We start from the raw sequence: 23952 nt of genomic DNA, 5'->3' as shown, positions 1-23952 counted from the left end.
ACTCTACACCGCTTCACGAATGCGCCGGTGACAGGGCCGCGGCCGGCCAATACCCCGCACGGCCCCAGTGGATCAAAGGGCCGGCACGGCAGCGGCGGCCGCCACCACCCGTTGCGGCGCCGGCAGCACCTCCACCCGGTTGCGCCCGCGCTTCTTGGCCAGGTACATGGCCTCGTCGGCGCGCTGCAGCACGGTTTCGGGTTTTTCGCCGGGTACGCTCAGCGTGACCCCGATACTCACGGTGATGGGTATGGCGCTGCGTTCGGTGGGCGCCGGTTGCGCCGCCACCAGGGCGCACAGGCGCTCGGCCACCGTGCGGGCCCCCTCGTGGTCCGCGTTGGGCAGCGCAATCGCGAATTCCTCGCCCCCCAGGCGCCCCAGCACGTCTTCCCGGCGCAGGCAGCGGTTGGCCAGCAGCACAAAGTGCCGCAGCACCTCGTCACCGCACTGGTGGCCCCAGGTGTCATTGACCTTCTTGAAATGGTCCAGGTCCATCACCAGCACCGGCAGGCCTGCGCCGCTGGTGCGCTGGGCATTGCTCATGGCCTTGTCCAGCAGCGTCAGGAAGGCGCGGCGGTTGAATATATTGGTCAGCGGGTCCACCTCGGCCAGGTGGCGCAGCTCATTGGCGATGAATTCGTTGGCCAGCATCAGCGCGCCAAAGGCGAACAGCACCAGCGCGATCAGCGACTCGAGCACCACGAACTGCGAGAGCCGGGCCACCAGGCTCGCGTCAATCCCTGCCTCCGCCGTGCCGGAGCCCAAGCTGAACAGCAAGGGGCGCAGCAGCAAAAACAGGCCGTGGGCCGCCGCCGCCAGCGCGAAGAGATAGCGCGCCGGCACCAGCCGTGCCTCCCCCTGCGCCAGGGTGCGCGCCGTCAGCAGGAAGAACACACCGGCGCCCAGCCCGGCAAACACGAAGCGCATGCCCAGGTGGGGCTGCACCACGGTGAAGTAGGCAGAAGCCAGCACCAGTGCCCCGATGGCCATTGCCGCAACCACATGCGAAGGCGGTGGCCGCCCCATGTAGGCACGGCTGCCCAGCAGGCACATGTAGGCCGCCAGCGAGATACTGCACTGCGAGATGACCACCGACACCAGCTCGGGCAGTTGATCGCGCGCCAGCAGGCTCACACCGAACACGAAGGCCGACAGGAAGGACAGCACCCACCACCCCAGGCCCGGAATGTTCCGGTTGAAATGCCACATGGTGAATACCACCAGAGTGAGCAGCAGCGCAAGAATGGCCGCGAGGATGACGAGGGTCGGGGTGTGCACTGAAAGCTGGCTGGCTGGCAGGTGGTAGGCGCGCTTCTGGAGGCGGTGAAGGCCCGGCAGGCTGGATTGCAGGCAATGTTACTCTTACCCCATGACCCAGGGCTGACACAGCCCCGAGGAAACCCGCTACCAGCCCCGAAGTGTGGCGCGCGCCGCACAACCAGCCCTCCCCACCTGTCTGTCTGCCTGCCGACATGATCTCCTCCCAGTTCGTCAGCCGGATCACGCTGCTGCGTGACAAGGTCGAATCCTTCGACCAGTACCCGTTCTCACTGCCCGTGGTGCGCGCCCTGGAGCAGATCGACCTGCACCCGCACGTGAACTTCTTCGTGGGCGAGAACGGCTCGGGCAAATCGACGCTGCTCGAAGCCATCGCCGTCTCGCTGGGCTTCAATGCCGAGGGCGGATCCAAGAACTTCAGCTTCGGAACGCGCGCATCGCATTCCGACCTGCACCGGTACCTGCGCATTGCCAAGGGCCTGCGCCGGCCCAGGGACGGCTACTTCCTGCGCGCCGAGAGCTTCTTCAACGTGGCCACCGAGATCGAGAAGCTGGACGAAGACCCCATGGGTGGCCCGCCGATCATCGGCGCATACGGCAGCCGCTCGCTGCACGAGCAGTCGCACGGGGAATCCTTCATGGCCCTGATGATGGAGCGCTTCGGTGGCCAGGGCCTGTACATCCTGGACGAGCCCGAAGCCGCGCTGTCGCCCCAGCGCCAACTGGCGACGCTGGCACGCATGCGCGACCTGGTGGAAGAGAAATCGCAGTTCATCATCGCCACGCACTCGCCGATTCTGATGGCCTACCCGGACGCGACCATCTTCCACTGCGGCCAGGAAGGCATCGCACCCATTGCCTACCAGGACACGGAGCACTACCGGGTGACCCGTGATTTCCTCATGGACCCGCAACGCATGCTGGACCAATTGTTCGCGCAGTAGCGCTCCAACCCACCGGGAGAACCCCGCAATGGCCATCGACGACAGCATCCCGCCTGCACTGCACAGCGACGGAGTGCGCTTTCGCGGCGCTTTCAGCGGCGATGGCAGCGAGATGTCGGGCACTTGGTCGCTGCAGGCCGAGGGCAGCGCGAACTGGGAGCCGTGGATGAGCGTGCTGCTCAGGCAAAAAAGCCGCGTGGGCTGACGGCCTGCCACAAGGAGACCGCCACCATGCGCAGACACGCGACCGCCCTCATTGCCGCGTTGACTTTCAGCGGCGCCGCCAGGGCCGAAGCCGCCCTGGCGGACCTGATTCTCCTGATGCCCAAGATCATCCTCATGGGCATCTACCAGGAGCTGGCACGGCCCTGGGTGCTGGGCACCATCTGGGGGATCGCTGCGCTGTGCTGGGTGGCGTATTTCGTGACCGGCCGCGATGCGGTGGGCGACCTGATGGACCGATTCAGCCGCCCGGGCAAATCCCTGTTCAACCCAACCACCCACGGCGCCATGGCCTTCGTGGCCGTCGCGTCGCTGGTCTACGTTCTCATCGGCTACGCGGTATGGGGGACGCCTCCAGAGCGCCGAGAAAGCCCGGCCTACCAGCACAACGCTACCAGGCAACAGGCCAAGCCTCGCGTCAAGCACACCTTGGCGTACCCCTACGGCAAGTCGCCTCGAAATGCCCGGGGCGAATGGCCGAGCTCCAGCGACACCCTGCCCGACCAGCCCTACCTGGCCTATGGCGGCAGTGCCATCCTGCTGCTGCGCAACCCCGGGGATGAAGGCCTCTGGGCACGCCTGTGCGCGGCCGACGCCGATCCATGCGTTCCGCTGAGGCAGGTCTACCTGGAACCACGGCACGCCTACAGCACCGAACGGCTGGACCCAGGCCGCTACCGGGTCATCTACACCCAGACCAGCGGAAAGAACCTGTCGGGAACCAGCGCCGCCTTCCAGTTGGGCAAGAACCCGACGGGCGCCGAAACGGTGGTCCTGTCGGACTTTAAGCAATAGGCGACAGGCCGGGCGGCCCGCCAGCCGTCAGCCCGCCACCACGTTGCACTCCCGGCGCAGCAGCGCCACAACATCGTGATCGTTAGTCCGGCAGGCTCAACGAGGACTATCCCGGCCGCCACCACATAGCAACCACGGCCCCCATTTGGGCTGTTCCCGTGCAAGCATGGCGCACCGACAATTCAGCCATAGCTCGACACAGCCGCGAACCGCCTTCCCATTGCCATGCACAAGCCCACCCTTGCCTTCATTTCCGCCCTGGTCTTCTGTGCCTCGGCCAGGGCCGAAGCGGCTCTGGCGGATTTGATCTTCATGATGCCCCAGTTGATCCTCGTGGGCCTCTATGAGGAACTGTCGCGGCCCTGGGTGCTGGGCACCCTCTGGGGAATCACGGCCCTGAGCTGGGTGGTCTACTTCGTGACGGGCCGCGATGTGGTGGGCGATGTGATGGTGCGGCTCAGCGGGTCGCGCAACTCCCGGTCCGACGCCACATCCCCCATCGGCACGACCGCGCTGGCCATCGCAGTATCGCTGTACGTCGTGCTGGGCTACGCGCTGTCAGGACCCCTGAGCCAGGGAAAGCCGGGCCAGCACCGCGCCGGCGCAAAGGGCACCGCCCAGACCGCAGCCGCGGCCTCCCTGCCCTATCCATATGGCAAATCGGCGGCCAACCCGCAGGGCCAATGGCCCGCCACCACCGGCCCCTTGCCCGGCCAATCCATTGGGGTCTACGGTGGTGGCGGGTACGTGATGCTGCGCAACACCGGCGACGAAGCACTCTGGGCGCGGATGTGCGCCGCCGAAGACGCGCGCTGCACGCCGCTGAGAGATGTCTACCTGGCACCGCGCTCGGCCTATCTGCTGGAACGTATCACCGAAGGCCGCTACCGCGTGGCCTACACCCAGATCACCGGTGGCAAGCTCTCGGGAATGAGCCCGGTGATCCAGCCCGACCAGAAGTCCACCAGCGGCGAAACGCTGGTCCTGGACGATTTTCAGCCCAAAGGCTGAGGCCCGGACGATCTGTATTGACCTCAGCCCGCCACCACATGGCACTCCCGGCGCAGCAGCGCCAGGGCGTCATGCATCTGGTAGTCCATGTCGCTTTGCAGCGTGGCCTGCGACTCCTGCACGAAGCTGTTCCACAGGTCCCCATAGTCGGCCTGGCGCACGCCGGCTGCGTGGGCGCGGATGAAGTCCGTGGCCAGTTGGGGCTGCCAGCCGCTCTTGCGCAGCTTGCGTACCAGGCTGGCGGCGGTCTTTTCGGTCAGCACCGTCTTCTTGGGCGTGCCCGTGGCCAGGCACAGGAACAGGGTCAGCAGGCTGGGCTCGTCCTCGTTGCCCTGCACCGCCTTCGCCCAGGTCTTGCTGGCGGGCTGCGGGTCGTCGGCCCCCCCCTCGTCCAGGTCGGCCAGGCTGCGGTGGTAGTCGTCCACCTCGGCCAGCGGGTCGTCCAGCAGGAAGTAGCGCGCACGGAAACCGCTGGTGGGTCGCAGCAGGCCGCGCAGTGGTGTGGCGGCATCGAGCAGCCTGGGCAGGTCGGCCAGCACAGTGGCGCGCTGGGCTTCGAACACCTCTTTCAGGTCCGCGGGCAGGCCAGGGGGAAGCGAGAGCTTGAGCGTGCCCGCCGCGGTCTGCTTCTTGCGATGGGCGGTGGCAATCTTCTCGAACACCACGGCATTCGGCCAGTCGCCCGCCTTGGGCGCCAGGGCCTGCAGCAGCAGGCCGGTGCGGACCACGGCCTCGGCATCGGCGCCCGCCTCTTCGAGCGCGTCTTCGTCCAGGCCGTATTCATCGGCCAGCCACTGGGCGGCGCGGATGGCCGCCTGAATCTGGCTGCGCCGCGCCAACTCCACTTGGTACTCGGCATGGCTGCGCAGGGACCACACGGCCAAAAGCGGCGTCTCGGCATCGGCATAACCGCCCATGCCGAAGTTGCTGCTCTCGGGCATGGCGATCAGGCGCTTGAGCATGTCCGAGCCGCCCTTGGAGCGCGACAGGAAGGAGTTGTCGCGCAGGGACACCGCCGCCTTCTGCAGATCGCCATCCGTGGTGTCCAGCAGGTACAGGCTGATCAGGTTGACCATGCGGTCGCGCGCCTTCTCCAGCTCGGGCCGCAGGAACTCGCTGCCGAAGTAACGCGCGATCTGCACCATGCCCTTGGGGGCATCGGCGTTCATCGCGGCCAGCTTGGCCGCATCGATGATGCCGTGCGCCACGCCGTAGGCCAGCGCCTTCTCGAAGAATGGGCGCGCATCGTGCAGCTGCAGTGCGTTGGCCGCTGGCGCAGAAGGCATGTCGTGCTCGGACATGATGGGGGTCAAATCGCGGATTCTTCGTCGGAGTCGCGCGCGACGGGGGTCGCCTTGCCTCGATCCGTCTCGCTGGTCTCGAACTTGCCATCGTCTTCCTCGCCCGGCACCTCGTCACCCTCGTCCAGGCCCAGGTCGAAGGCACGGGCCTTGGCGCGCAGCACCAGCAGGGTTTCGATGAACAGGTCGCGGCACTCGTAGCGCAGCAGCCAGGCCATCTGCATCCAGTCGCGGTCGGCCACCTCGTCGAGGTCGACGCGCGGCTGCACATAGCCCGAGGCGAGCAGCTCGTCGTCGGTCAGCGTGGGGCCGTAATCCTCCACCGCGTCGAAGCTGCCGGTGCGGGCGAAGGCCTCCACACGGCTCCACTTCTCGGCGAAGTAGTTGGCCATGGCCTCGCTGCCGCCTTCCAGGTCGCCGATGGCGGTGAGGAACTCCACCGGGTCCGCATCGTCGCGGAACACCACAGCATTGACCATGTTGCGCAGGTGCGTGTGGGTGAGGTCCTTGTACTGCTTTTCCAGCACCATGGCGCGCGCGAACTGCTCGGGCGTGACCAGCATGTTGACCACCGAGGCCTTGGAATCGTCGTACTCGCGCATCACGGCCAGCACGTCCTTGGGCGCAAGCTGGTCGAGCACCACCATCAGGGCGTTGTCGCCCTCGGTGTCGGCCAGCTCGGACAGGGCCGATTCGGCGCCCACGATGTCGCCGGCGGCAATGAGGGCTGTGGTCTTGGTGATGAGGGCCAGGTGGGTGTTGCTGCTGTTCATGGTCAGTCCTTGCGGTCAAAGCCGACGTCCGAGAGCCAGTTGTCGCTGGCTTCCTCGCGCGAACGGGCGTTGTGCGGGTCGGCCGCATCGTCGGCGCTCAAGGCATCGTAGTCGTCGTCGTGCTCGGCGGCGTCTTCGTCGCCCTCCTCGTCGCCGGCGTCAGCATGCGATGCCGCAGGTGCCAGGCGCGAGTGCGCCTGCATGAATTCGAGCCCCGCCGCCACGGCCAAAAAGCGCTCGCCGCCGGGCTCAGCCAGCACGGCCTTGGCCAGGCTCGCAGCCCAGGGCTCCAGCGCCACGGCGCCGTCGGCAGACAGGCTGCTCCAGCCGGGCAGGTCGTCCTGGCCGCGGCCGAGCAACTGCTCCAATGCGGCCGGGCGCGCAAACCGGAAGCCCTGGTGGAAGACCACGGCCACCATTTCGGGTGCCAGCTCCATCATCTGCACGAGGAAGGCGATTTCATTGCGCTTTTCGGCCAGCCGCTTGCGCAGCACGTCCTTGCCTTCGGAGTCCTGGGTCAGGTCGTCGAGTTCGGCCTGGTAGGCCGAGCGCAGGTCATGGAAATAGGGAGAGAGTTTCACGAAGAAAGAATGCCTTGGGTCACGAGGGAAGAATGCCTTGGGCATAGGTGCGCCAGATTTCCTGGGCCGTCTGCAGCGGGTCGTCCAGCAGGTTGCGGCGGCGGTTGTCGTCGTAGGCCTGGCGGGCCGTGTCGTCGGACAGCACGTCGTAGGCCTTCTGCACGGCCTGAAAGCGCTGCGCCGCGTCGGGCGCAGCATTGCGGTCCGGGTGGTAGAAGGCCGCCTTCTGGCGGTAGGCCTTCTTGATGTCGGCGAGCGTTGCGTTGGCCGCCAGCCCGAGGGCGGCGTAGTGGTCTGCGGTCATGGAGTGGACAGGCTGCAGCGGCCAGGCGTCGCCTGGCCTCCTCGGCCTTGGGGGTTGTTCAGCCGGCCAGGCTCACGTACACGTTCTGCACGTCGTCGTTGGAGTCGATGGCGGCCAGAAAGGTTTCCACCTCTTCCAACTGCTCGGCCGACAGGTTGGCCGGGTTCACCGGGTTCTTGGGCTTGTAGCCCAGCTTGGCCGACAGCACCGTGAAGCCATGGGCCGGCAGCGCGCGGCTCACCAGGTCCAGGTCGGTGGGCTCGGTCCAGAAGGTGGTGTTGCCCTCTTCCTCACCGGGTTCGAAGTCCTGCGCGCCGGCTTCGATGGCGGCCAGCTCGGGGTCGGCATCGCCGTTGGCGGGCTCGGCTTCGATGATGCCCACGTGGTTGAAGTCCCAGGCCACCGAACCCGACGTACCCAACTGGCCCTTGCGGAACAGCACGCGCATCTCGGGCGCGGTGCGGTTGACGTTATCGGTCAGGCACTCGACCATCACCGCCACCTGGTGGGGGGCAAAGCCTTCGTAGATCACGCGTTCGTAGTTGACGGCGTCAGCACCGGTGCCGGAGCCCTTCTTGATGGCGCGCTCCAGCGTGTCCTTGGGCATGGAGACCTTGCGGGCCTGCTCCACCACCAGGCGCAGGCGCGCATTGCTGGCCGGATCGGCACCGCCGCGCGCGGCGACCGTGATTTCCTTGACCAGCTTGCCAAACAGCTTGCCCTTGGCATCCGCCACCTGTGCCTTGCCTTTTGCTTTCCACTGCGCGCCCATGTTGGACCTCTTCCTCGGTGAGTTTTGATTGGTCGGGCCAGAAAATGGGCCTGCAAGCGTTGTAAAAACGCTGCAAAACCGCATCCAGCCGAACCCTATAGAGTACCACCATCGTGTTGCTCCAGCCTACGGCCGGGGTAACCTGTGGCCCGCAGTGCATTTTTGTGGAGACCGGATGCTCAACACCCTGTGGCTGGGTTTTTTCGTCATCGCCGCCGTGGCGGCCTTTGCCCAGTGGCTGGTGGGTGGCAATGCGCAGATCTTCGGCAGCATGGTCGAGGCGCTGTTCGCCATGGCCAAGCTCTCGGTCGAGGTGATGGTGCTGCTGTTCGGCACGCTCACGCTGTGGCTGGGCTTTCTGCGCATTGCCGAAAAGGCCGGCATCGTCGACGCCCTCGCCCGCTGGCTGGCACCGCTGTTCGCCAAGCTCATGCCCGAGGTGCCGCGCGGCCACCCCTCGCTGGGCCTCATCACGCTGAACTTCGCAGCCAACGCCCTGGGGCTGGACAACGCGGCCACGCCCATGGGCCTCAAGGCCATGCGCTCGCTGCAAGAGCTCAACCCCCGGCCCGACACCGCCACCAACGCACAGATTTTGTTCCTGGTGCTCAATGCATCCTCGCTCACGCTGCTGCCGGTCACCATCTTCATGTACCGCATGCAGCAGGGCGCGCCGGACCCGACCCTGGTCTTTTTGCCCATCCTGCTGGCCACTTCGGTCTCCACCATCGTCGGCCTGCTGGCCGTGGCCGTGGTGCAGCGGTTGCCGCTGTGGCACCCGGTGGTGCTGGCCTACCTGCTGCCCGTGGCGCTGGTGCTCGGCGGCTTCATGGCACTGCTGGCCACACTGAGCGCCGCGGCGCTGGCCAGCCTGTCGTCGCTGCTGGGCAACCTGGTGCTGTTCTCGCTGATCGTGCTGTTCGTCGTGCTGGGCGCCTGGCGCAAGGTGGCCGTGTACGAGGCCTTCATCGAGGGCGCGCGCGAGGGCTTCGACGTGGCCAGGGGCCTGCTGCCCTACCTGGTGGCCATGCTCTGCGCCGTGGGCGTGTTCCGCGCCTCGGGCGCGCTGGGCTATGTGCTCGACGCGATCCGCTGGTGCGTGGAGGCGGTAGGCGCCGACACGCGATTCGTGGACGCACTGCCCACCGCCCTGGTCAAGCCCTTCTCGGGCAGCGCCGCCCGCGCCATGCTGATCGAGACCATGCAGACCCAGGGCGTGGACAGCTTTGCCGCGCGCGCGGCGGCGATCATCCAGGGCAGCACCGAGACCACCTTCTATGTGCTGGCGGTGTATTTCGGTGCCGTGGGCATACAGCGTGCGCGGCACGCGGTGGCGTGTGCGCTGTTGGCGGAACTGGCGGGCGTGATTGCCGCCATCGCCGTCTGCTACTGGTTCTTTGGCTAAACCAAGACAGCCGTCTCCACCCGCCGCTCGCTCCCCGGCGAACGCCCCGACCAGCGCTTGTACGCGCGGCTGAACGCCGCCTCCGACTGGTAGCCCAGGCTGTCGGCCAGTTCGGCCAGGCGCACCTGCCCCTCCTGCAGGCGCGACTGGGCCAGCGCCATGCGCCACAGGGTCAGGTACTGCATCACCGGCATGCCCACCGATGCCGCGAAGCGCGCGGCAAAGGCCGAGCGCGACATGGCCACGGCGCTGGCCAGCGAGGCCAGGGTCCAGGGCGTGCCGGGCTGCTCGTGCATGAGCACCAGGGCTGGGCCGAGCTGGGCGTCCTGCAGGGCCCCCAGCCAGCCGGTGCGCGCGCCCGGGTCGTTCTGCAGCCAGATGCGGATGGCCTGCAGCACCAGCACATCGGCCAGGCGCGTGGCCACGGCCTCGCCGCCGGGCCGCAGGTGCTGTACCTCTTCCTGCAGCAGCGCCAGGATGGGCGCGAGCCAGTTCGAGGGCCCCAGCGACTGCCCGCCCAGCACGATCTGGCGCGGCAGCGCATGCACCAGGCGGCGGGCCAGCACGTCGTCAAAACGCACTGCGCCGCAGACCATGGAGACCGGCGCGCTGCCTTCGCCGTGGCGCATGATCTCGAAGCGCCCGCCAAGCTGCACGCGCGGCAGCTCGAAGAAATCGTCGGCCTGCGAGGTGGCGGTGGACAGCAGGTCGTGCCCCTCGCCGCGCGGCACCAGCGCGAAATCGCCCGCGCGCAGCAGCACGGGTTCGGCGCCCGGCACGCGCAGCCAGCATTCGCCGGCCGTGATGGCGTGGAACATCAGGCAGCCCGGGATCGGCGGCAGCGCAATGCCCATGGGCGGGTGCAGGTAGGAGTAGCAGTAGATCACCCCCGTCATGCGCAACAAGTGCAGGGCCCGGCCCAGCGGGTCGGTGGCGGCAGAGGCGGCTTCAACCTGGATGTCCATGCACGCATCCTAATCTGATCTGGACGAATAATCAAAAAACACCGTTGATTCATCATTGGCATACCTGGGGCTGGCCGAGACACTGAAGGCCTGTTTGTTCCACAACCCCTTGGAGTTCCACATGTCAGACATCGCAGTGATGGGTGCCACCGGCCACACGGGCAGCGTGATCGCCCGCAACCTACTCGCCCTGGGCCACCGCGTGCGCGCCATGGGCCGCTCGGCCGAGCGGCTCGACGCCTTGCGGCAACAGGGTGCGCAGGTGCACGTGGGTGATGCCGCCGACCCGGCCTACCTCACCCGCGCTTTCGAAGGCACCGACGCCGTCTACGCCATGATGCCTTTCGATCCCACGGCCTCCGGTTTCATGGCGCTGCAACGCACGCAGGGCCAGGCCATCGTGGCGGCGCTGCAGGCCGCGCGTGTGCCGCATGTGGTGGCGCTCAGCAGCCTGGGCGCCGAGCAGCCTGCCGGCACGGGTGTGCTGGTCAGCCTGCACGAGCAGGAGCAGCGCCTGGCCACCCTGCAGCACAGCCATGTGCTCAGGCTGCGCCCGGCCATGTTCTATGAAGGCCTGTTCAACCTGCTGCCCGGTGTGAAGTACGGCGGCAGCCTGGCCGATGCCTTTGCGCCCGATCTGCCCATCCCCATGATCGCCACGCGCGACATCGCCGATGCGGCCACCACCGCGCTGAACCAGCGTGGCTGGACCGGCCACAGCGTGCGCGAGCTGCTGGGCCCCGGCGACCTGAGCCACGACCAGCTCGCCGCTTTTGTGGGCGAAGTCATCGGCCAGCCGGGCTTGGCCTACCAGCAACTGCCTTATGAGGCTGCTGCCGAGGGCATGGCCCAGTTCGGCATTGCGCCCGACCTGGCCGAACTGTTGGCGAAGATGGCCCGCGCCCTCAACGAGGGGCGTGTGCGTTCGGTGGAGGGCCGCAACGCGGGCAACACCACCGCAACCCCGCTCCAGTCGCTGGCCCCGGCGCTCAAGCAAGCCTACGACGCCCTGCCCTGAAAAGCAAAAAGGCCACGGCAACTTGCGCGCCGTGGCCGGTGGGATCGCCTGCCCGGGATCAGCCCAGGGCGGTGTCCAGCACCATCATGATCACGAAGCCCAGCATCAGCCCGCCGGTCGCCCAGGCCTCGTGGCCCTTGCGGTGCGACTCGGGGATGATCTCGTGGCTGATCACGAACAGCATGGCGCCAGCGGCAAAGCCCAGTCCCCAGGGCAGCAGGCTCACCGAGTAGCTGACCACGGCAGCGCCCAGCACGGCGCCCAGCGGTTCCACCAGGCCCGAGGCCATGCCCAGGCCCACGGCCAGCCAGCGCTTGTAGCCGGCCGCCAGCAGTGCCACGGCCACGACCAGGCCTTCGGGCACGTCCTGGATGGCAATGCCGGTGGCCAGGGCACCCGCACGCACGGCATCGCCGCTGGCATAGCCCACGCCGATGGCCAGGCCCTCGGGCAGGTTGTGCAGGGCGATCGCGAACACGAAGAGCCAGGTGCGGCGCAGCGTGCGCGAGGTCTGCCCGCCCTCCACGCCCTTGATGAAGTGCTCGTGCGGCAGCAGGCGCTCCATGAGCAGCAGCACCAGCGCGCCGAGCAGGATGGCGGCGCCCATGGTGCCGCCCGCCTCCCAGGCGCCGGCCCCGGCCGCGCGCGAGGCATTGATGCCCGGGATGATGAGCGAGAACGAGCAGGCCGCCAGCATCACGCCCGCGCCAAAGCCGAACATGGTGTCCTGCGTGCGTTCGGAGATGCGCTGCGAGAGCATCACCGGCAAGGTGCCCAGGGCCGTGGCCAGGGCGGCCGCGCTGCCGCCCAGCAGCGCCGACAGCACCACCGGCTGGCCCGCGATCCACTGCCATACCTGCAGCGTGCCGACCACGCCCCCGGTGAGCACGATGGCCAGGCCCAGCCACTGGCGCCAATGCAAGGGCTGGCGGGCAGGAGGCGTCAGGCCGGCAGACAGCGCGGCGTTGTCAGGGGACGGCGGGGGAACGTTCATGGGTTCGGCTCCGGCAGGGGTCGGGCTAGGCGGATGGATTCAGCCGCGCGCGGCGGCGTAGCGGCGCGCCACCTCGGCCCAGTCCACTACGTTATAGAACGCCGCGATGTATTCGGGGCGGCGATTTTGGTACTGCAGGTAGTAGGCGTGTTCCCACACGTCCAGGCCCAGGATGGGGGTGTTGCCCGACAGCAGGCCGGCCATGAGCGGGCTGTCCTGGTTGCCCGAGCTTTCCACCACCAGCCTGCCGGCGCTGTTCACGCTGAGCCAGGCCCAGCCGCTGCCAAAGCGCGTGAGCGCGGCCTTGGTGAAGGCGTCCTTGAAGGCATCGAAGCCGCCCAGGTCAGCCTGGATGGCCTCGGCCAGCGCTCCCTGCGGTTCAGCGCCGCCCGTGGGCGACATCACGGTCCAGAACAGCGTGTGGTTGGCATGGCCGCCGCCGTTGTTGCGCACGGGGCCCTGCAGGTTCTCGGGCAATTGCGCAATGCCGGCCACCAGCTCGTCCACCGGCAGGCCGGCGTGGGGCGTGCCGTCCAGCGCGGCGTTCAGGTTGTTGATATAGGTCTGGTGGTGCTTGGTGTGGTGGATCTCCATCGTGCGGGCATCGATGTGGGGTTCCAGCGCGTCATAGGCATAGGGCAAGACAGGCAAGGTATAGGGCATGGGTTCCTTTCAGGGGTGGGGTAATCGGTAGACAGCCGGCTCAGTGCGCCGTGCCCTGCAGCACGCCTCGGGCGCCGGCCAGCACGGCGGTGGTGTCGGGGTGCGCACCATGCGCCTGCACATGGCGAAGCAATGCGGCGTGGGTCTCGCGGCTTTGGCGCCAGGCTGCCTGCTGCAGCGCGGCGCCGCGGCTGCCATCGGCCATCAGGCCCAGCAGCGTGGCATGCACGCTGCACAGCAACTGCGCAGACGCGTCCAGCGCGCCGGCTTCGGCCTGCAGGTCGGCCAGGTTCAGGTGCGAGACCACCAGGGCGGCAATGCAGTCGTCCTCCCGGCCGGCGGGCGGCGCCTGCACGATGCGCAAGGCCAGCACCAGCGCCTGCTGCTGGTAGGCCAGCGCCATCACGGGCTGGTCCATGCGCAGGGCGGCATTGGCGCGCTGCAGCGTGCGCTCCCAATGCGCCAGCGTGGCGGGCTCGGGCGCCAGGGCGTCCCGGGCGGCAGGGGTGGTCGAAAGGCTGGCTGCGTGGCGCAGGTCCATGGCAATGCTCCTGGTGGGAGCCTTTTGCGGTGGACGGGGCGTAGCGTACTCAGGCGAATAAAATGATATGCATTCTCATTCGCATTGTCCAGCGAGGGGTTTTGTGGCGGGCACATCAGGAAAAGCGCACAGCCCGGTGCGGCCCGTCTTTGCGAGCCACCTGTGGCACGGATCAGGCACCATTGCCTCCAATGGTTCCCCCTCTCCATCGCTACAAGGCCCTGCTGTTCGACATGAACGACACGTTCATGTTTGGCGGCGACCGCCTGGGGCCCGGCTGAAGGGAGTTGAGATAAACCAACCAACACGTCGCGATAAATCGGGATTTGCCGGGACTGAACGGGATCAACCGACACCGGTCCAGGAAATGACGTTACAGGGGCTGTAACGGCAAGCGCTTGGTGAACTCCTCCGGTTGAAGGCCTTGGCATATTGCTAGACTTCCGCTATCGGCCGAGGCTGTGTGAAAACGCGCGTTGCGCCCTTGACCTGCCAGTCGACTCAGAAGTCGACCGCTCAGATCGGCCTACAACGGCACGATCTCGATGCGAGCAAGGGTTGAAGTACCCTGCAAAAGTCGTCTATCGACGTTTTCCCACAGCCTCGGCCAAAAGCAGACATTCCGACAATAGATGAAGCTGACATTTTCATGGCACAGACTTCCTAGTGGTCATAGCGTGGCGCGCTGTATGTCTGACCGGCTCAACGTACACGGCGTAAGCTTGCTCGCACATGCGCTTGACGACGATGGCGGCCTTGGCCAGGATCTCGCAATTGCGTGGATCGAGGAAGGCAAGCGTCTTGCGAACGCAGCCTTGGCCGGAGCATCGGGCCCCAGCGCTGGGAACGCGAGCATTTCGGCCTGCAGTTCGAAGGCGAGAGAGGGATCGCATTTGACTTAGACGATGCCGAAAATACGGAGCAATTGCCGACGCGGACGCTGCTCTTTCTTCTTCAGAATTGGCAAGAGTTCTTGGCTGCTGGCCCTGGCGCAGGTTCCAGAACCATCAAGGTCAACGCCGTTTAGCTACTACAACTTTGAGCCCGATGACACCACGGCCGTGCGGCAAAATCCGGCCAGAAGCGGACGGTCGGTGTACCGTCTTCACAGAGAATCGACACAGAGGCTTTTGAAACCTGCAGTGCTGCCAATGACGTCTGAGCGTTGCGTGTAGGAACGGCTGTTTATTGGGGCGTCGCATAACATCCAGTGCTTTCACATTCACGTCGGAACGCCATTCTGATGAACAGATTTATCTTGACCTTTTCGGTGGCTACCTCCGCGGTGGCCCGCCGTACAGCGGTTGTCTTTGCCACCGGCGCGGTGGCGGCGTGCATGATCTCTCTGGCTCCTTCATCCGCGCTGGCTCAGCAACTTAAGATCGGTTACGTGGACTTCGAGCGTGTGATGCTCCTGTCGCTCCCCGCCAGGGCTATGGAGGACAAGCTGGCTGCCGAAATCCTCCCTCGACAGAGGCAACTGGATGAGTTGGGAGCTCACCTCAAGGCCGTGGCCGACCAACTGGATAAGGAAGGACCCACGCTGTCCGAACACGATATCGGTCGCAGGCGGCGCGAACTGATCGATCAGGAACGCGACCTCATGCGAAAGCTCCGTGAGTTCAATGAAGAGGTAGCTCAGCGCCGCAACGAGCAGAAGTCCGAGCTATGGGAGCTGACACACCGTGCGATCCGCCAGATCTTCAAGCAGGAAAAGTACGACCTGATACTGCAGGATGCCGTTATGGCTGCGCCAACGGTGGACATCACTAACGAGGTGATGAAAGCGCTCGCGACTGCTGCCCCTGCGGCGCAGTGATAGGTGCTCACGACGAACGCCACTTATTTTCGGAGAGCTTCGCGATCTTGACGATTGACGACAGGCTCTATATCAGCGGACTGGTGCGACAGCTCGATGAAAGGCTGCGTGGGGCCCAAAGCCGCCCTTCGGTCTTGCCCACAGCTGTCTGCTACGGCCTACGGGCAACATGGACTAACCACCCGCTTGCCCGCAACGAAGCTGAGGCCGCTCAGGCGACCCGGGCCGGGTCAAAAAGGTCGTGCTGGGTGTCCGCCGCCAGCTTGGCGCAGATGCGGCTGATGAGCTTGCGGACACCGCTCACGGTCATGCCGTACTGGCGGGCCAAGTCGTCGTAGTTGTCACCGGCGAACTTGCCCCAGATCTCCAGCTCCAAACGCACCAGCTCCCGCCGCAGGTCCTTGGGGAAGCTGATGATCTGGCCGCCCCAGTGCTTGGCTAGGTCCCCCGGGCGGGGGCTTCAGAAAGCCGGCTGGTGCCGGCGTCGGTTGCGGTCAGTTCAAGGCGTCCTTGAAGGCTTTGCCAGCCGAAAATTTCGGCGACTTGCTCGCCTTGATCTTGATGGCCTCGCCCGTCTTCGGGTTCCGTCCGGTGCGCGCCGAGCGCTTGGTCACGGTGAACGAGCCAAAGCCCACCAGCGTCACCGAGCCACCCTTTTTGAGGGTGCCCTTGATTGCATCGGTGGCAGCATCGAGAGCTGCGCCGGCTGCGGCCTTGGAGATCCCTGCCGCATCGGCCATCTGTGTGATCAGGTCAGTCTTGTTCATGCTCTGTGAAATCCATAGTGAAAGGTTGAGGAAGTAAACCGGTGTTGACGAACACAGGAAATCGGCCATCTCAGCACCTCCCCGTATTCGGGAGGAGACCGCATCGGCAGGCCTGCTGCGGGGCTCCGATGAGGCGGTACCGATGGCTGCGGGAGTTGTGGTGCGATGACACCGGGGCACCCACCGCATGCCCCCGCAAAATCAAGCGTCCTGCCAGCCTCCTTTTGCATCCCAACGAATAAGTGCGCGCTGCATACCGTCTGCCGTCGCGAGGCGAAGCTTTGTGTTGCCGGCAGGGTCGGCCAAGACGACCAGGTTTGCGGCCGCGACCTGGATCGCTTCAACGTCGACGCCATCCATGTCAAACGTCAGCGCAGTACGCCAGCCGCATGAACGGTTCACCTGCAGATGGAGGTCGCGGCTCATACAGCAACCATGTCCAGCGGAATCGGCACGTAGCGGTCGGTCATGCCCACGCGCTCGTAAAACCGGATGTACTGCTTGCTCCCGATCACCTGCATGCTCTCGCTGATGGCGCGCATAGCCTCCTGCCAGCGTGCATCGGTGATGGCCCACCGGCGCAGGCCCAGGATCTTGCCGACGCTCAGATTGCCCTCCCGGTCGGTCTGGAACGTGTTCTGCAGCACGATCTTGACCTCTTCGCGGTGCCATCCGACCAGTCGGCCGCGCACTGGTCCAGCAGCTCCTTCGCCGCCTGCAGGCGCTCGTCGAAGGTGATGGATTCGGCAGTCGCGATCTGCAGCTTGTAGCGGCCGTCGAAGCTGTGCAGCGTGAGGTTGCCCTTCTTGCCGCCCAGCTTGACCTTGTACTCCTCGGCACTGAGGTCGACGAATGCGGCCACATCGCCGAAGGTCTTGGCCTTGGCGCGCGTGAGCTGCTCGCTCACGGTCTTCGCCAGCTCGGCCAGCTCGATCACCAGACTGTTGCGGGCCTGGTCGATGGGACAAGCCCTCAACCTGGTGCGACGTGGCACCACGACAGTGATGGAAACCCAACTAAGACCATGGTGGAGCGAGAGTTGGACCCCGCAGAGGATCGGCTCTTCGTCGTGACGGAGTCTGAAGGGGGGTGATTGCTCTCGCACCCCTCTGGGTGAAATTTGTTTACGCCTGTTGAAACGGAGTGCCTCGAAATTTATCGCACAGGTTCAGCGAATGTTTTCGCGCCCCGCTTCACCCGGCGAAGACTTCGATGCCACCTACCGCGCTGTGGGCGGCGCTGCGCTGTCTGCAGAGGCCGTTGCGCATTGCGTTGGCGCAGCCGTGGCGGGCTTTCTTGCCGACTACACCAACCCTGCCCTTGTCGACGACTTCCCGTCCCTGCGAGAGACGCTTGCCAAACACAGCACACCGTCCAGGCACGAGGCCCGGCTTCTGGAGCTTGTCATTGCAAGGCACGAGGTGGGCGTGGTCCCGGAATGGGCAGCGCAGGTGCTCCTCACGCTGGCCGGGTCCCACCGGATGGGGTTGGTAAGCAACCTGGAATGCCAAGTCTTCTCTTCGGACACGAGGTCCATCAAGCCCTCCCCCCGACTACTCCTGCAAGCGCTGGGTATGCTCGACTTGCCGCCCCAGGATGTGCTGTTCGTCGGCGACAGCCTTGAGCGGGATATTGCTCCAGCCAAGGCGCTGGGGATGGCAACCTGCTGGGTCACGGCCTGCGGCGGCGGCGCGGATGTGGCGGATTTTTGCATACCCTCGATCGCTGCGCTGACCGCGGTGCCCACCCCGGCGCGCGGGTAAGTCCCGGACGACAGGCCTTCACAGCCGGGTGAGGTCGGATGGTGCTGCGATCCGACGTTGCGAAACTGGCCGGCCTGACCTCCAACATGTGCTCGCAACGCTGGATGGGGTCCCTCGGCGCGCAAGGGCCCAGTGAAAGCCCGCAGGCCAGGTCGGTACCAAATCAGCGAACATGGGTTCTCACGAAAGACCATGCGGCAGCGAAGAACGTCACCTGCACCACCCCAAATTCTTGAGGCTGATGGTGTGGAAGTCGAACCTGGCATGGAGCAGGCCCATCCATTAACAAGTAGTAACATTCGAGCCTAGGTGAGAGGCCGATTCGGGACACTGAGACTCATCCGATGGCAGGGTACGGCCGATTGCCCACCACCCCAAAACACGCCAGCATCGACCCTCATTGCAAGGCCCCTGCCCTCACCGCCGCCCATGAAACGTTTCTACGTCGTTGCCTCGGTCCCCCTGCTGCTGGCGGCGTTGATTCCCATCGCGGCGTCCCTCTACCTGGCCCAGCGCAAGGCCCAGGACGACCAGATCGCCTACCTGACCTCGCTGGCGGAAGAGGTGCTGCGCCGCGGCATCGCCTCGCGCCAGCAACTGGTGGCGGCGTTGAACGAGTTGGACAAGGACGCCAGCCCACCTTGCAGCCAGGCCAGCCTGGCACGCATGCAGCAGATGGTGGGCACCTCGTTCTACCTGCAGGGCATGGGCTCGGTGGTGGACGGCCAAATGGTCTGCAGCACGCTCACCCTGGGCAGCGGGCCGGTGCCGCTCCCGGGCAAGCCGATGGTCACCTCGACCGGCATCTCCAGCTGGATCGGGGCGCGGCTGCCCTTCGCGCCGGAGCAGCCCTTCAACATTTACGCGCGCAACGGCCACGCAGTGATCATCCACCCTGGCATTGTGATCGACATGCCGGTGCTGCATGCCGACGTGTCGCTGGGCCTGGCGATCATCACGCCCAAGGCGCTGATCCGCTCCCGGGGGCCGCTGCAGGAGACCTGGCTGGACCTCTACCAGGCCTCCGCGCCCAGCCTGCTGGAAAGCGACACACACCACATCGTGTTTCGCAGTTCCCAGGAGAACAACATCGCCGCCCTGGCTGCGGCCCCCAAGGCGCTGGCCTACGAGGGCCTGGCCGCCCAGGCGCTGGTGCTGGCCCCGCTGGGGCTGTTTGCCAGCGCCACCCTCGCGCTGGGGGTGGCGGCGCTTACGCGCTGGACGCTGTCGCCCCGGTCGCGGCTGCGCGCGGGCCTCAGGCGGCGCGAATTCTTCGTGCTCTACCAGCCCATCGTGGACCTGCAGACAGGCCGGTGGACCGGCGCCGAGGCGTTGCTGCGCTGGCGCCTGGGGAGTGGCAAGGACAAGGGCACACTGGTGCCCCCGGACGAATTCATTGCCGAGGCGGAACGCACGGGCGTGGTGGCCCACATCACCCGCTACGTGATGGACCGCGTGCTCGAAGACCTGCCCGATCTGCTCAAGGCCAGCCCGGGCTTTCACGTCAGCCTGAACCTTTCGCCCCAGGACCTGGTGGCCGATGGCCCCGTGCAGTACCTGCAGCAGCGCCTCGAGGCCCTGGACCTGCCGCCGGGCGCGCTGATGCTGGAGGTGACCGAGCGTGGCCTGGTGGACGTCGAGGCCGCCAGGCCCGCCCTGCAGGTGGGCCGGCAGATCGGTGCATCCATCGCCATGGACGACTTCGGCACCGGCTATTCGAGCCTGTCCATGCTCGAATCCATCGACATCGACACGCTCAAGATCGACCGCATCTTCATCGCCAGCATCGGCGCGCAGGCCGCCATCAGCCCGGTCACCACGCACATCATCGAGATGGCGCAGAAGCTCGGGCTGGACCTGATCGCCGAGGGCGTGGAAACCCAGTTCCAGGCCGACTTCCTGCGCGAGCGCGGCGTGCGCCATGCGCAGGGCTGGCTGTTTGCCAAGGCCATGCCGCTGGCCGAACTGCTGGCGGGGCTCAAGGCCCAGGCCGGCCGCTAGGGCGGCAGCACGCTGGCGCACACCCGCCGCAGCGCGGCAATGGCCGCATCGCGTGCGCCAGGATGCACATCGGCCGGATGCCGTGCCAGCCAGCGCGCCAGTTCGTTGATGGCGCCGTTCACGCCCGAGGCGCAGGCGTCCACCTCCAGGGCCAGCAGGCCCGCGGGCGCCAGGATCTCGGCGACCACGGCATGCAGCTGCTGGTAGCCATGGCGCCCGTCGAGCTCGGCCCAGGCCTGGGCGCCCAGCACCGAGGGGCCGTCGATCAGCAGCACCTGGCGTGGGCCGGGCTGCGACACCGCATCGATCCAGGCCAGTGCACCCGCCATCAGTTGATCCGCAGGATCGGCTTGGCCATCGGTCGCCCCGTCGATGGCGGCGCTGAGCTCAGCATGCACGGCCTCGCAGACCGCAACGAACAAGTCCTTCTTGTCGCGGAAGTGGTGGTACAGCGCCCCCCGCGTGAGGCCCGTGGCCACCAGCAGCGCCTCGGTGGAGGTGGCGGCATAGCCATCCTGCTCGAACAGCGCGCGTGCCGCTGCAATCAGGCGGGTGCGTGACTGGGCGCCCTGCTCCAGCCGCCGGTTGCCCGCAGGGACGCTGGAAACGGATTTTCTTGTTGACATACAGACTGTACGTATCTATATTTTATTGAACATACAGACAGTATGTACCCAAGCAACATCGGATGCAACAGGAGCCCTCCATGCCCACACCCTCACCCGCCGCCCTCTCGCAACTGACCAGTGCCTACCCCTTGGTCACCACCGCCAACGCCCAGGCCTCCCGCGACTTCTTCGTGCAGCACCTGGGTTTCGAGGTGGTCTTCGAAGCCTCGTGGTTCGTTCTGCTGTCGCGCACCAGCAGCGAGGGCGGTGCGGCGTCCATCGCCTTCATGGCGCCCGACCATCCCTCGCGCCCGCCAGGGCCCGAGGTCTTCAGCGGCCAGGGCCTGCTGCTGACCCTGCAAGTTCAGGATGCCCGCCGCGAGGAAGCCCGCCTGCGCGCAGCCGGTGTGGAGATCGCCTACGCCGTGCAGCACGAGCCCTGGGGCCAGGTGCGCTTCCAGGTGCGCGACCCGTCGGGCCTGGTGCTCGACATCGTGGAACAGGCCGAGCCCGCCGAGGGCTTCTGGGACCCGTACATGGCTGGCTGACCATGGCTGAAGCAAGCAGCACCACCCGGGGCCCCGTGCGCGCCCTGCTGGCCATTTCCTGGCCGCTGATCGCCACCTACTCGCTGCAGGCCGTGGTCGGCGTGACGGATACCTGGTTTGCCGGCCGCATCTCGGCCGATGCCCTGGCCGGACTGGGCGCGCAGACCTTCCTGAACCTGGCGGTCTTCGTGGGCCTGGGCGGCGTGGCCTTTGCCGTGCAGGTGCCGGTGGCCCAGGCCGTGGGTGCCGGCCAGGCACAGGTGGCAAGGGCCTACCTGCCCGCGGGCCTGCTGGCCGCCGCGCTCACCCTGCCCTGCTTCCTGGGGCTGACATGGGCCGGGCCCTGGCTGTTTGCACTGTGGCAGTTGCCCGCTGAGTCCACGGCGCAGGCCGTGCAGTACTGGCAGCCGCGCATGGCGGGCGGGGTATCGGTGGTGCTGCTGTTCGCAGTGTCGAGCTACCTGGCCGGCCTGGGCCGCACGCGGGCCAGCCTGGGAGCCAACCTCGCGGCGGCCATGGCCAATGTACCGCTCAACCAATGGCTGATCTTCGACGTGGGCCTGGGCCTCGCAGGCTCGGCCCATGCGTCCACACTGGCCAATCTGGTCGGTGTGGCGGTAGGGCTGGGCATGGTTCCCCGCGCGGGCTGGAAATCCTCCCTCGGCTCCCTGCGGGCCCGCACCGTGGAGCTGTGGCGCATTGGCCTGCCCATCGGCGTGGCCGCTGCGGCCGATGTGCTGGCGATGGCGCTGTTCCAGCTCATGATGTCGCACATCGGCCCCGCCGAGGGGGCGGCCACCCTGCTGCTGCTCTCGCTCACCGGCCTGGCATTCTGGCCCGCGCTGGGCCTGGCCACGGGCAGTGCCACGCTGGTGGGCCATGCCATGGGAGCGGGCCAGCGCCACCAGATAGCGCCCCTGGTGCACGCCAGCCTATGGCTGATGGCGGGCTGGATGGCCCTGGTGGGCGCCGCCATGGTGCTCGCCGGCCCGCCCCTGCTGGCGGCGCTGCTGGGCAGCGATGCCGGGGCCCGCGGCCAGGCCGCGCTGGCCCTGGCCACCTCGCTGCTCGGGCTGGTGGCCGCCTGCCAGGTGCTCGATGCCATCAACCTGGGCAGTGCCTTTGCGCTGCGCGGCCTGGGCGATGTGCGCTGGGCCAGTACCGTCAACACCGTGTGCTAGCTGCTGCTGTTCGTGCCGCTGGCGGCATGGTTGTCACTCGATGCGTTGGGCGCCGGCGTGCCGGCCCTGGGCTGGGGCGCCTGGGGTGGCTGGCTGGCGGCGGCCCTGCTCAGCGCAGTGCTGGCTGCGGCCTTCCACGCAAGGCTGAGGTGGGTGCTGCGGGGTTTCCAGGAGACGGCTAGCCCTGCTCGTCGTCCGGCGTGAACACCTGGCCGGCCACCATGTCCCATTCGGCGATCTGCTCGTTGGCGGCGACGAGCCGGCCCACCAGCAGCTTGATGAAGGCCTTGTCGAAACGCGACTGCAGGTCTTCGGACGCCTCGCGCAGCGCAGGGTTGCGAACCTTGAGCACCAGCACCTCGGTCTCGGCCACGGCGGTGGCGGTGCGCAGGCGGTTGTCGGGGCGCAGGTAGGTCATCTCGCCCAGGGTGACGCCCGGGCCCAGGGTGCTCAGCGTCCAGCCCTGGCGGCTCACGGTCACCTGGCCCTCGATGAGGATGCAGAACGAGTCGCCGGGCTGGCCCTCGCGCATGAGCACCGTGCCCTGCTCCAGCCGGCGCCAGTTGCCCAGGCGCATCAGCTCCCACAGCGCCACGTCGTGGAAGTCGGCAAAGAAGGGCAGTTCGCGCAGGCGGCCGAAGCGCTCGGCCTCGGTGTCCTGCGAGCGCTGGCGCGGCAGCTCGCGGTGGGCGTCGAGCAGGGCCTGGGCAAAGTCGCCCCAGGTGGCAAAGCGGTCGGCCGGCTTCTTGGACAGGGCGCGCAGCAGCACCGCATCCACATGCCCGGGCAGTGACACGCGCAGCAGGCTGGGCGGTGTGGGCTCTTCGTGGCTGATCTTGTAGAGCGTGGCGAAATCGGTCTCGCCGTCGAAGGGGCGGCGGCCGGTGAGCAGCTCGTACACCACGATGGCCAGCGAGAACATGTCGCTGTGGTGCGTGAGGTCCTCCTCGCGCACCTGCTCGGGTGACATGTAGGAGGGCGATCCCACAATGCCCGAGAGCTGCGTGGCATCGCTGCGCAGCGACAGCGCGGCGCCGAAGTCGGTGAGCTTGACGTCGCCATTGGCGGCCAGCATCAGGTTGGCGGGCTTGATGTCGCGGTGCACCAGGCCTTCGCGGTAGGCGTATTCGAGCGCATTGCAGCACTTGAAGGCGATGTCCAGCACCTGGGGCACGGGCAGCAGCGCGTCGGCCCGGGCATGGGCCGCCAGGGGCTGGCCGTCCACGTATTCGAGCACCAGGTAGGGCTGGGCGGCGTCCTCGTCGGCGTCGAGCAGGCGCACGATGTGGGGGTGCTTGAGCCGGCCGGACATGGCCGCCTCGTTGCGCAGCAGGCGCCGGTAGCGCTCGGCCTGGTCGGGCTGGGCCAGCAGATGGGCGTGCATCTGCTTGATGGCCACGCGCTTGCCGCGGAACCCGTCGAGCCCCAGGTAGACGATGCCGCTGGCGCCGCGCCCGAGCTCGCGCTCGATGCGGTACTTGCCGATGGTCGGGGGGATGAGGGTGGGCGTGGCGGTCATGGGCATCCGGGTGGCGATGGTCTCATTGTGGCAAAAGCCGCGGCCTGCAACCACGCCCCGCGCGCCGTAACCGGGCTTTTTGCACGCTGGCGGCTGCCATGTGTGCGGTGCTGTGCCAACTGCGCTGTTCCGTTTTGAAACAACGGGTGTGCCATGGCACAGGTGCACGGCCAGCGAAC

General features: G+C 66.9%; 25 protein-coding genes and 2 pseudogenes. 11 read left to right on the top strand and 16 right to left on the bottom strand.

From position 1 onward, the window contains the following. Positions 1–72 precede the first annotated feature (72 nt). Entirely contained in the window at positions 73–1278 is a 1206-nt protein-coding gene (locus tag AC07X5_RS08885) for a GGDEF domain-containing protein (RefSeq protein ID WP_494769832.1), read from the bottom strand. A 194-nt stretch (positions 1279–1472) separates the two neighbouring features. Between AC07X5_RS08885 and AC07X5_RS08880 the strand changes: the two genes are divergently transcribed. The 4 genes from AC07X5_RS08880 (at position 1473) to AC07X5_RS08865 (ending at position 4250) form a co-directional block, all read left to right on the top strand. Further along, a complete protein-coding gene (locus AC07X5_RS08880; RefSeq protein ID WP_494769831.1) occupies positions 1473–2222 on the top strand; it encodes an AAA family ATPase in 750 nt (249 codons plus the stop codon). A 28-nt stretch (positions 2223–2250) separates the two neighbouring features. Further along, a complete protein-coding gene (locus AC07X5_RS08875) occupies positions 2251–2427 on the top strand; it encodes a hypothetical protein (protein WP_494769830.1) in 177 nt (58 codons plus the stop codon). A gap of 26 nt (positions 2428–2453) precedes the next feature. Further along, a complete protein-coding gene (locus AC07X5_RS08870) occupies positions 2454–3239 on the top strand; it encodes a hypothetical protein (RefSeq protein WP_494769829.1) in 786 nt (261 codons plus the stop codon). 225 nt (positions 3240–3464) lie between these two features. Then, on the top strand, positions 3465–4250 hold the full coding sequence (locus tag AC07X5_RS08865; protein ID WP_494769828.1) for a hypothetical protein: 786 nt from the start codon (positions 3465–3467) through the stop codon (positions 4248–4250). A 23-nt stretch (positions 4251–4273) separates the two neighbouring features. On the opposite strand, the gene AC07X5_RS08860 is transcribed toward AC07X5_RS08865, so the two are convergent. The 5 genes from AC07X5_RS08860 to AC07X5_RS08840 are packed head-to-tail and all read right to left on the bottom strand — an operon-like array spanning position 4274 to position 7981. Then, entirely contained in the window at positions 4274–5551 is a 1278-nt protein-coding gene (locus AC07X5_RS08860; RefSeq protein ID WP_494769827.1) for a hypothetical protein, read from the bottom strand. Positions 5552–5559: 8 nt separating this feature from the next. Further along, the gene (locus tag AC07X5_RS08855) at positions 5560–6324 is read right to left on the bottom strand and encodes a hypothetical protein (RefSeq protein ID WP_494769826.1); all 765 of its coding nucleotides are present in this window, start codon (positions 6322–6324) and stop codon (positions 5560–5562) included. 2 nt (positions 6325–6326) lie between these two features. Further along, positions 6327–6905 (bottom strand): hypothetical protein, encoded by a 579-nt coding sequence (locus AC07X5_RS08850; protein WP_494769825.1) that lies wholly within the window; start codon positions 6903–6905, stop codon positions 6327–6329. A gap of 19 nt (positions 6906–6924) precedes the next feature. Beyond that, positions 6925–7209, bottom strand: coding sequence for a DnaJ domain-containing protein (locus AC07X5_RS08845; RefSeq protein ID WP_494769824.1), 285 nt, complete (start codon positions 7207–7209; stop codon positions 6925–6927). A gap of 58 nt (positions 7210–7267) precedes the next feature. Then, positions 7268–7981 carry a YebC/PmpR family DNA-binding transcriptional regulator gene (locus tag AC07X5_RS08840; protein ID WP_494769823.1) on the bottom strand — a complete coding sequence of 238 codons (714 nt, stop codon included), beginning with the start codon at positions 7979–7981 and terminating at the stop codon, positions 7268–7270. A gap of 175 nt (positions 7982–8156) precedes the next feature. Between AC07X5_RS08840 and AC07X5_RS08835 the strand changes: the two genes are divergently transcribed. Beyond that, complete coding sequence (locus tag AC07X5_RS08835; RefSeq protein ID WP_494769822.1) at positions 8157–9386, top strand: nucleoside recognition domain-containing protein; 1230 nt, start codon at positions 8157–8159, stop codon at positions 9384–9386. Here the strand turns inward: AC07X5_RS08835 and AC07X5_RS08830 are convergent. Next, positions 9383–10351, bottom strand: a complete 969-nt coding sequence (locus AC07X5_RS08830) for an AraC family transcriptional regulator (RefSeq protein WP_494769821.1) — start codon at positions 10349–10351, stop codon at positions 9383–9385. The two genes, AC07X5_RS08835 and AC07X5_RS08830, sit on opposite strands and share 4 nt — an antisense overlap. A 121-nt stretch (positions 10352–10472) precedes the next feature. Here AC07X5_RS08830 and AC07X5_RS08825 point away from each other — a divergent pair, with 121 nt between their 5' ends. Then, positions 10473–11369, top strand: coding sequence for an NmrA family NAD(P)-binding protein (locus tag AC07X5_RS08825; protein ID WP_494769820.1), 897 nt, complete (start codon positions 10473–10475; stop codon positions 11367–11369). A 58-nt stretch (positions 11370–11427) separates the two neighbouring features. On the opposite strand, the gene AC07X5_RS08820 is transcribed toward AC07X5_RS08825, so the two are convergent. Genes AC07X5_RS08820 through AC07X5_RS08810 form a run of 3 tightly spaced genes read right to left on the bottom strand, consistent with a single transcriptional unit; the run spans position 11428 to position 13567 of the window. Then, positions 11428–12363: a ZIP family metal transporter gene (locus tag AC07X5_RS08820; RefSeq protein ID WP_494769819.1), complete on the bottom strand. Its 936-nt coding sequence runs from the start codon at positions 12361–12363 to the stop codon at positions 11428–11430. A 39-nt stretch (positions 12364–12402) separates the two neighbouring features. Further along, positions 12403–13026, bottom strand: a complete 624-nt coding sequence (locus AC07X5_RS08815) for a superoxide dismutase (RefSeq protein ID WP_494769818.1) — start codon at positions 13024–13026, stop codon at positions 12403–12405. A 40-nt stretch (positions 13027–13066) separates the two neighbouring features. Next, the gene (locus AC07X5_RS08810; protein WP_494769817.1) at positions 13067–13567 is read right to left on the bottom strand and encodes a DUF2753 family protein; all 501 of its coding nucleotides are present in this window, start codon (positions 13565–13567) and stop codon (positions 13067–13069) included. Positions 13568–14810: 1243 nt separating this feature from the next. On the opposite strand from AC07X5_RS08810, the gene AC07X5_RS08805 reads away from it, so the two are divergent. Further along, entirely contained in the window at positions 14811–15386 is a 576-nt protein-coding gene (locus AC07X5_RS08805) for an OmpH/Skp family outer membrane protein (RefSeq protein WP_409960940.1), read from the top strand. Positions 15387–15597: 211 nt separating this feature from the next. Here AC07X5_RS08805 and AC07X5_RS08800 read toward each other — a convergent pair. The 4 genes and pseudogenes from AC07X5_RS08800 to AC07X5_RS08785 form a co-directional block, all read right to left on the bottom strand. Next, positions 15598–15816, bottom strand: a pseudogene (locus AC07X5_RS08800) (Mor transcription activator family protein); the annotation flags it as partial. Between the two features lie 64 nt (positions 15817–15880). Beyond that, positions 15881–16153: an HU family DNA-binding protein gene (locus AC07X5_RS08795; RefSeq protein ID WP_494770090.1), complete on the bottom strand. Its 273-nt coding sequence runs from the start codon at positions 16151–16153 to the stop codon at positions 15881–15883. A 201-nt stretch (positions 16154–16354) separates the two neighbouring features. Further along, positions 16355–16579, bottom strand: coding sequence for a hypothetical protein (locus AC07X5_RS08790; RefSeq protein ID WP_494769816.1), 225 nt, complete (start codon positions 16577–16579; stop codon positions 16355–16357). Further along, positions 16576–17060: pseudogene (locus tag AC07X5_RS08785) on the bottom strand (DUF3164 family protein). Before AC07X5_RS08785 ends, AC07X5_RS08790 begins: the two are co-directional and overlap by 4 nt. Positions 17061–17328: 268 nt before the next feature. Between AC07X5_RS08785 and AC07X5_RS08780 the strand changes: the two are divergent. Next, positions 17329–17916, top strand: coding sequence for an HAD family hydrolase (locus AC07X5_RS08780; RefSeq protein WP_494769815.1), 588 nt, complete (start codon positions 17329–17331; stop codon positions 17914–17916). Between the two features lie 429 nt (positions 17917–18345). Beyond that, positions 18346–19917 (top strand): EAL domain-containing protein, encoded by a 1572-nt coding sequence (locus AC07X5_RS08775; protein ID WP_494769814.1) that lies wholly within the window; start codon positions 18346–18348, stop codon positions 19915–19917. Here AC07X5_RS08775 and AC07X5_RS08770 read toward each other — a convergent pair. Further along, entirely contained in the window at positions 19914–20543 is a 630-nt protein-coding gene (locus AC07X5_RS08770; RefSeq protein ID WP_494769813.1) for a TetR/AcrR family transcriptional regulator, read from the bottom strand. The genes AC07X5_RS08775 and AC07X5_RS08770 overlap by 4 nt on opposite strands. Before the next feature lie 80 nt (positions 20544–20623). Between AC07X5_RS08770 and AC07X5_RS08765 the strand changes: the two genes are divergently transcribed. Both AC07X5_RS08765 and AC07X5_RS08760 read left to right on the top strand, forming a co-directional pair. Next, entirely contained in the window at positions 20624–21073 is a 450-nt protein-coding gene (locus AC07X5_RS08765; protein ID WP_494769812.1) for a VOC family protein, read from the top strand. 2 nt (positions 21074–21075) lie between these two features. Next, on the top strand, positions 21076–22254 hold the full coding sequence (locus tag AC07X5_RS08760; RefSeq protein ID WP_494769811.1) for an MATE family efflux transporter: 1179 nt from the start codon (positions 21076–21078) through the stop codon (positions 22252–22254). A 178-nt stretch (positions 22255–22432) separates the two neighbouring features. On the opposite strand, the gene AC07X5_RS08755 is transcribed toward AC07X5_RS08760, so the two are convergent. Continuing rightward, entirely contained in the window at positions 22433–23773 is a 1341-nt protein-coding gene (locus tag AC07X5_RS08755; protein ID WP_494769810.1) for a protein kinase domain-containing protein, read from the bottom strand. Positions 23774–23952 lie beyond the last annotated feature (179 nt).

This window comes from Acidovorax sp. GW458-11-26-14-TSB4 (assembly GCF_059423865.1).
Note: the sequence above shows the minus strand (reverse complement) of the source record. Positions and strands in the feature narration are given on the sequence as shown.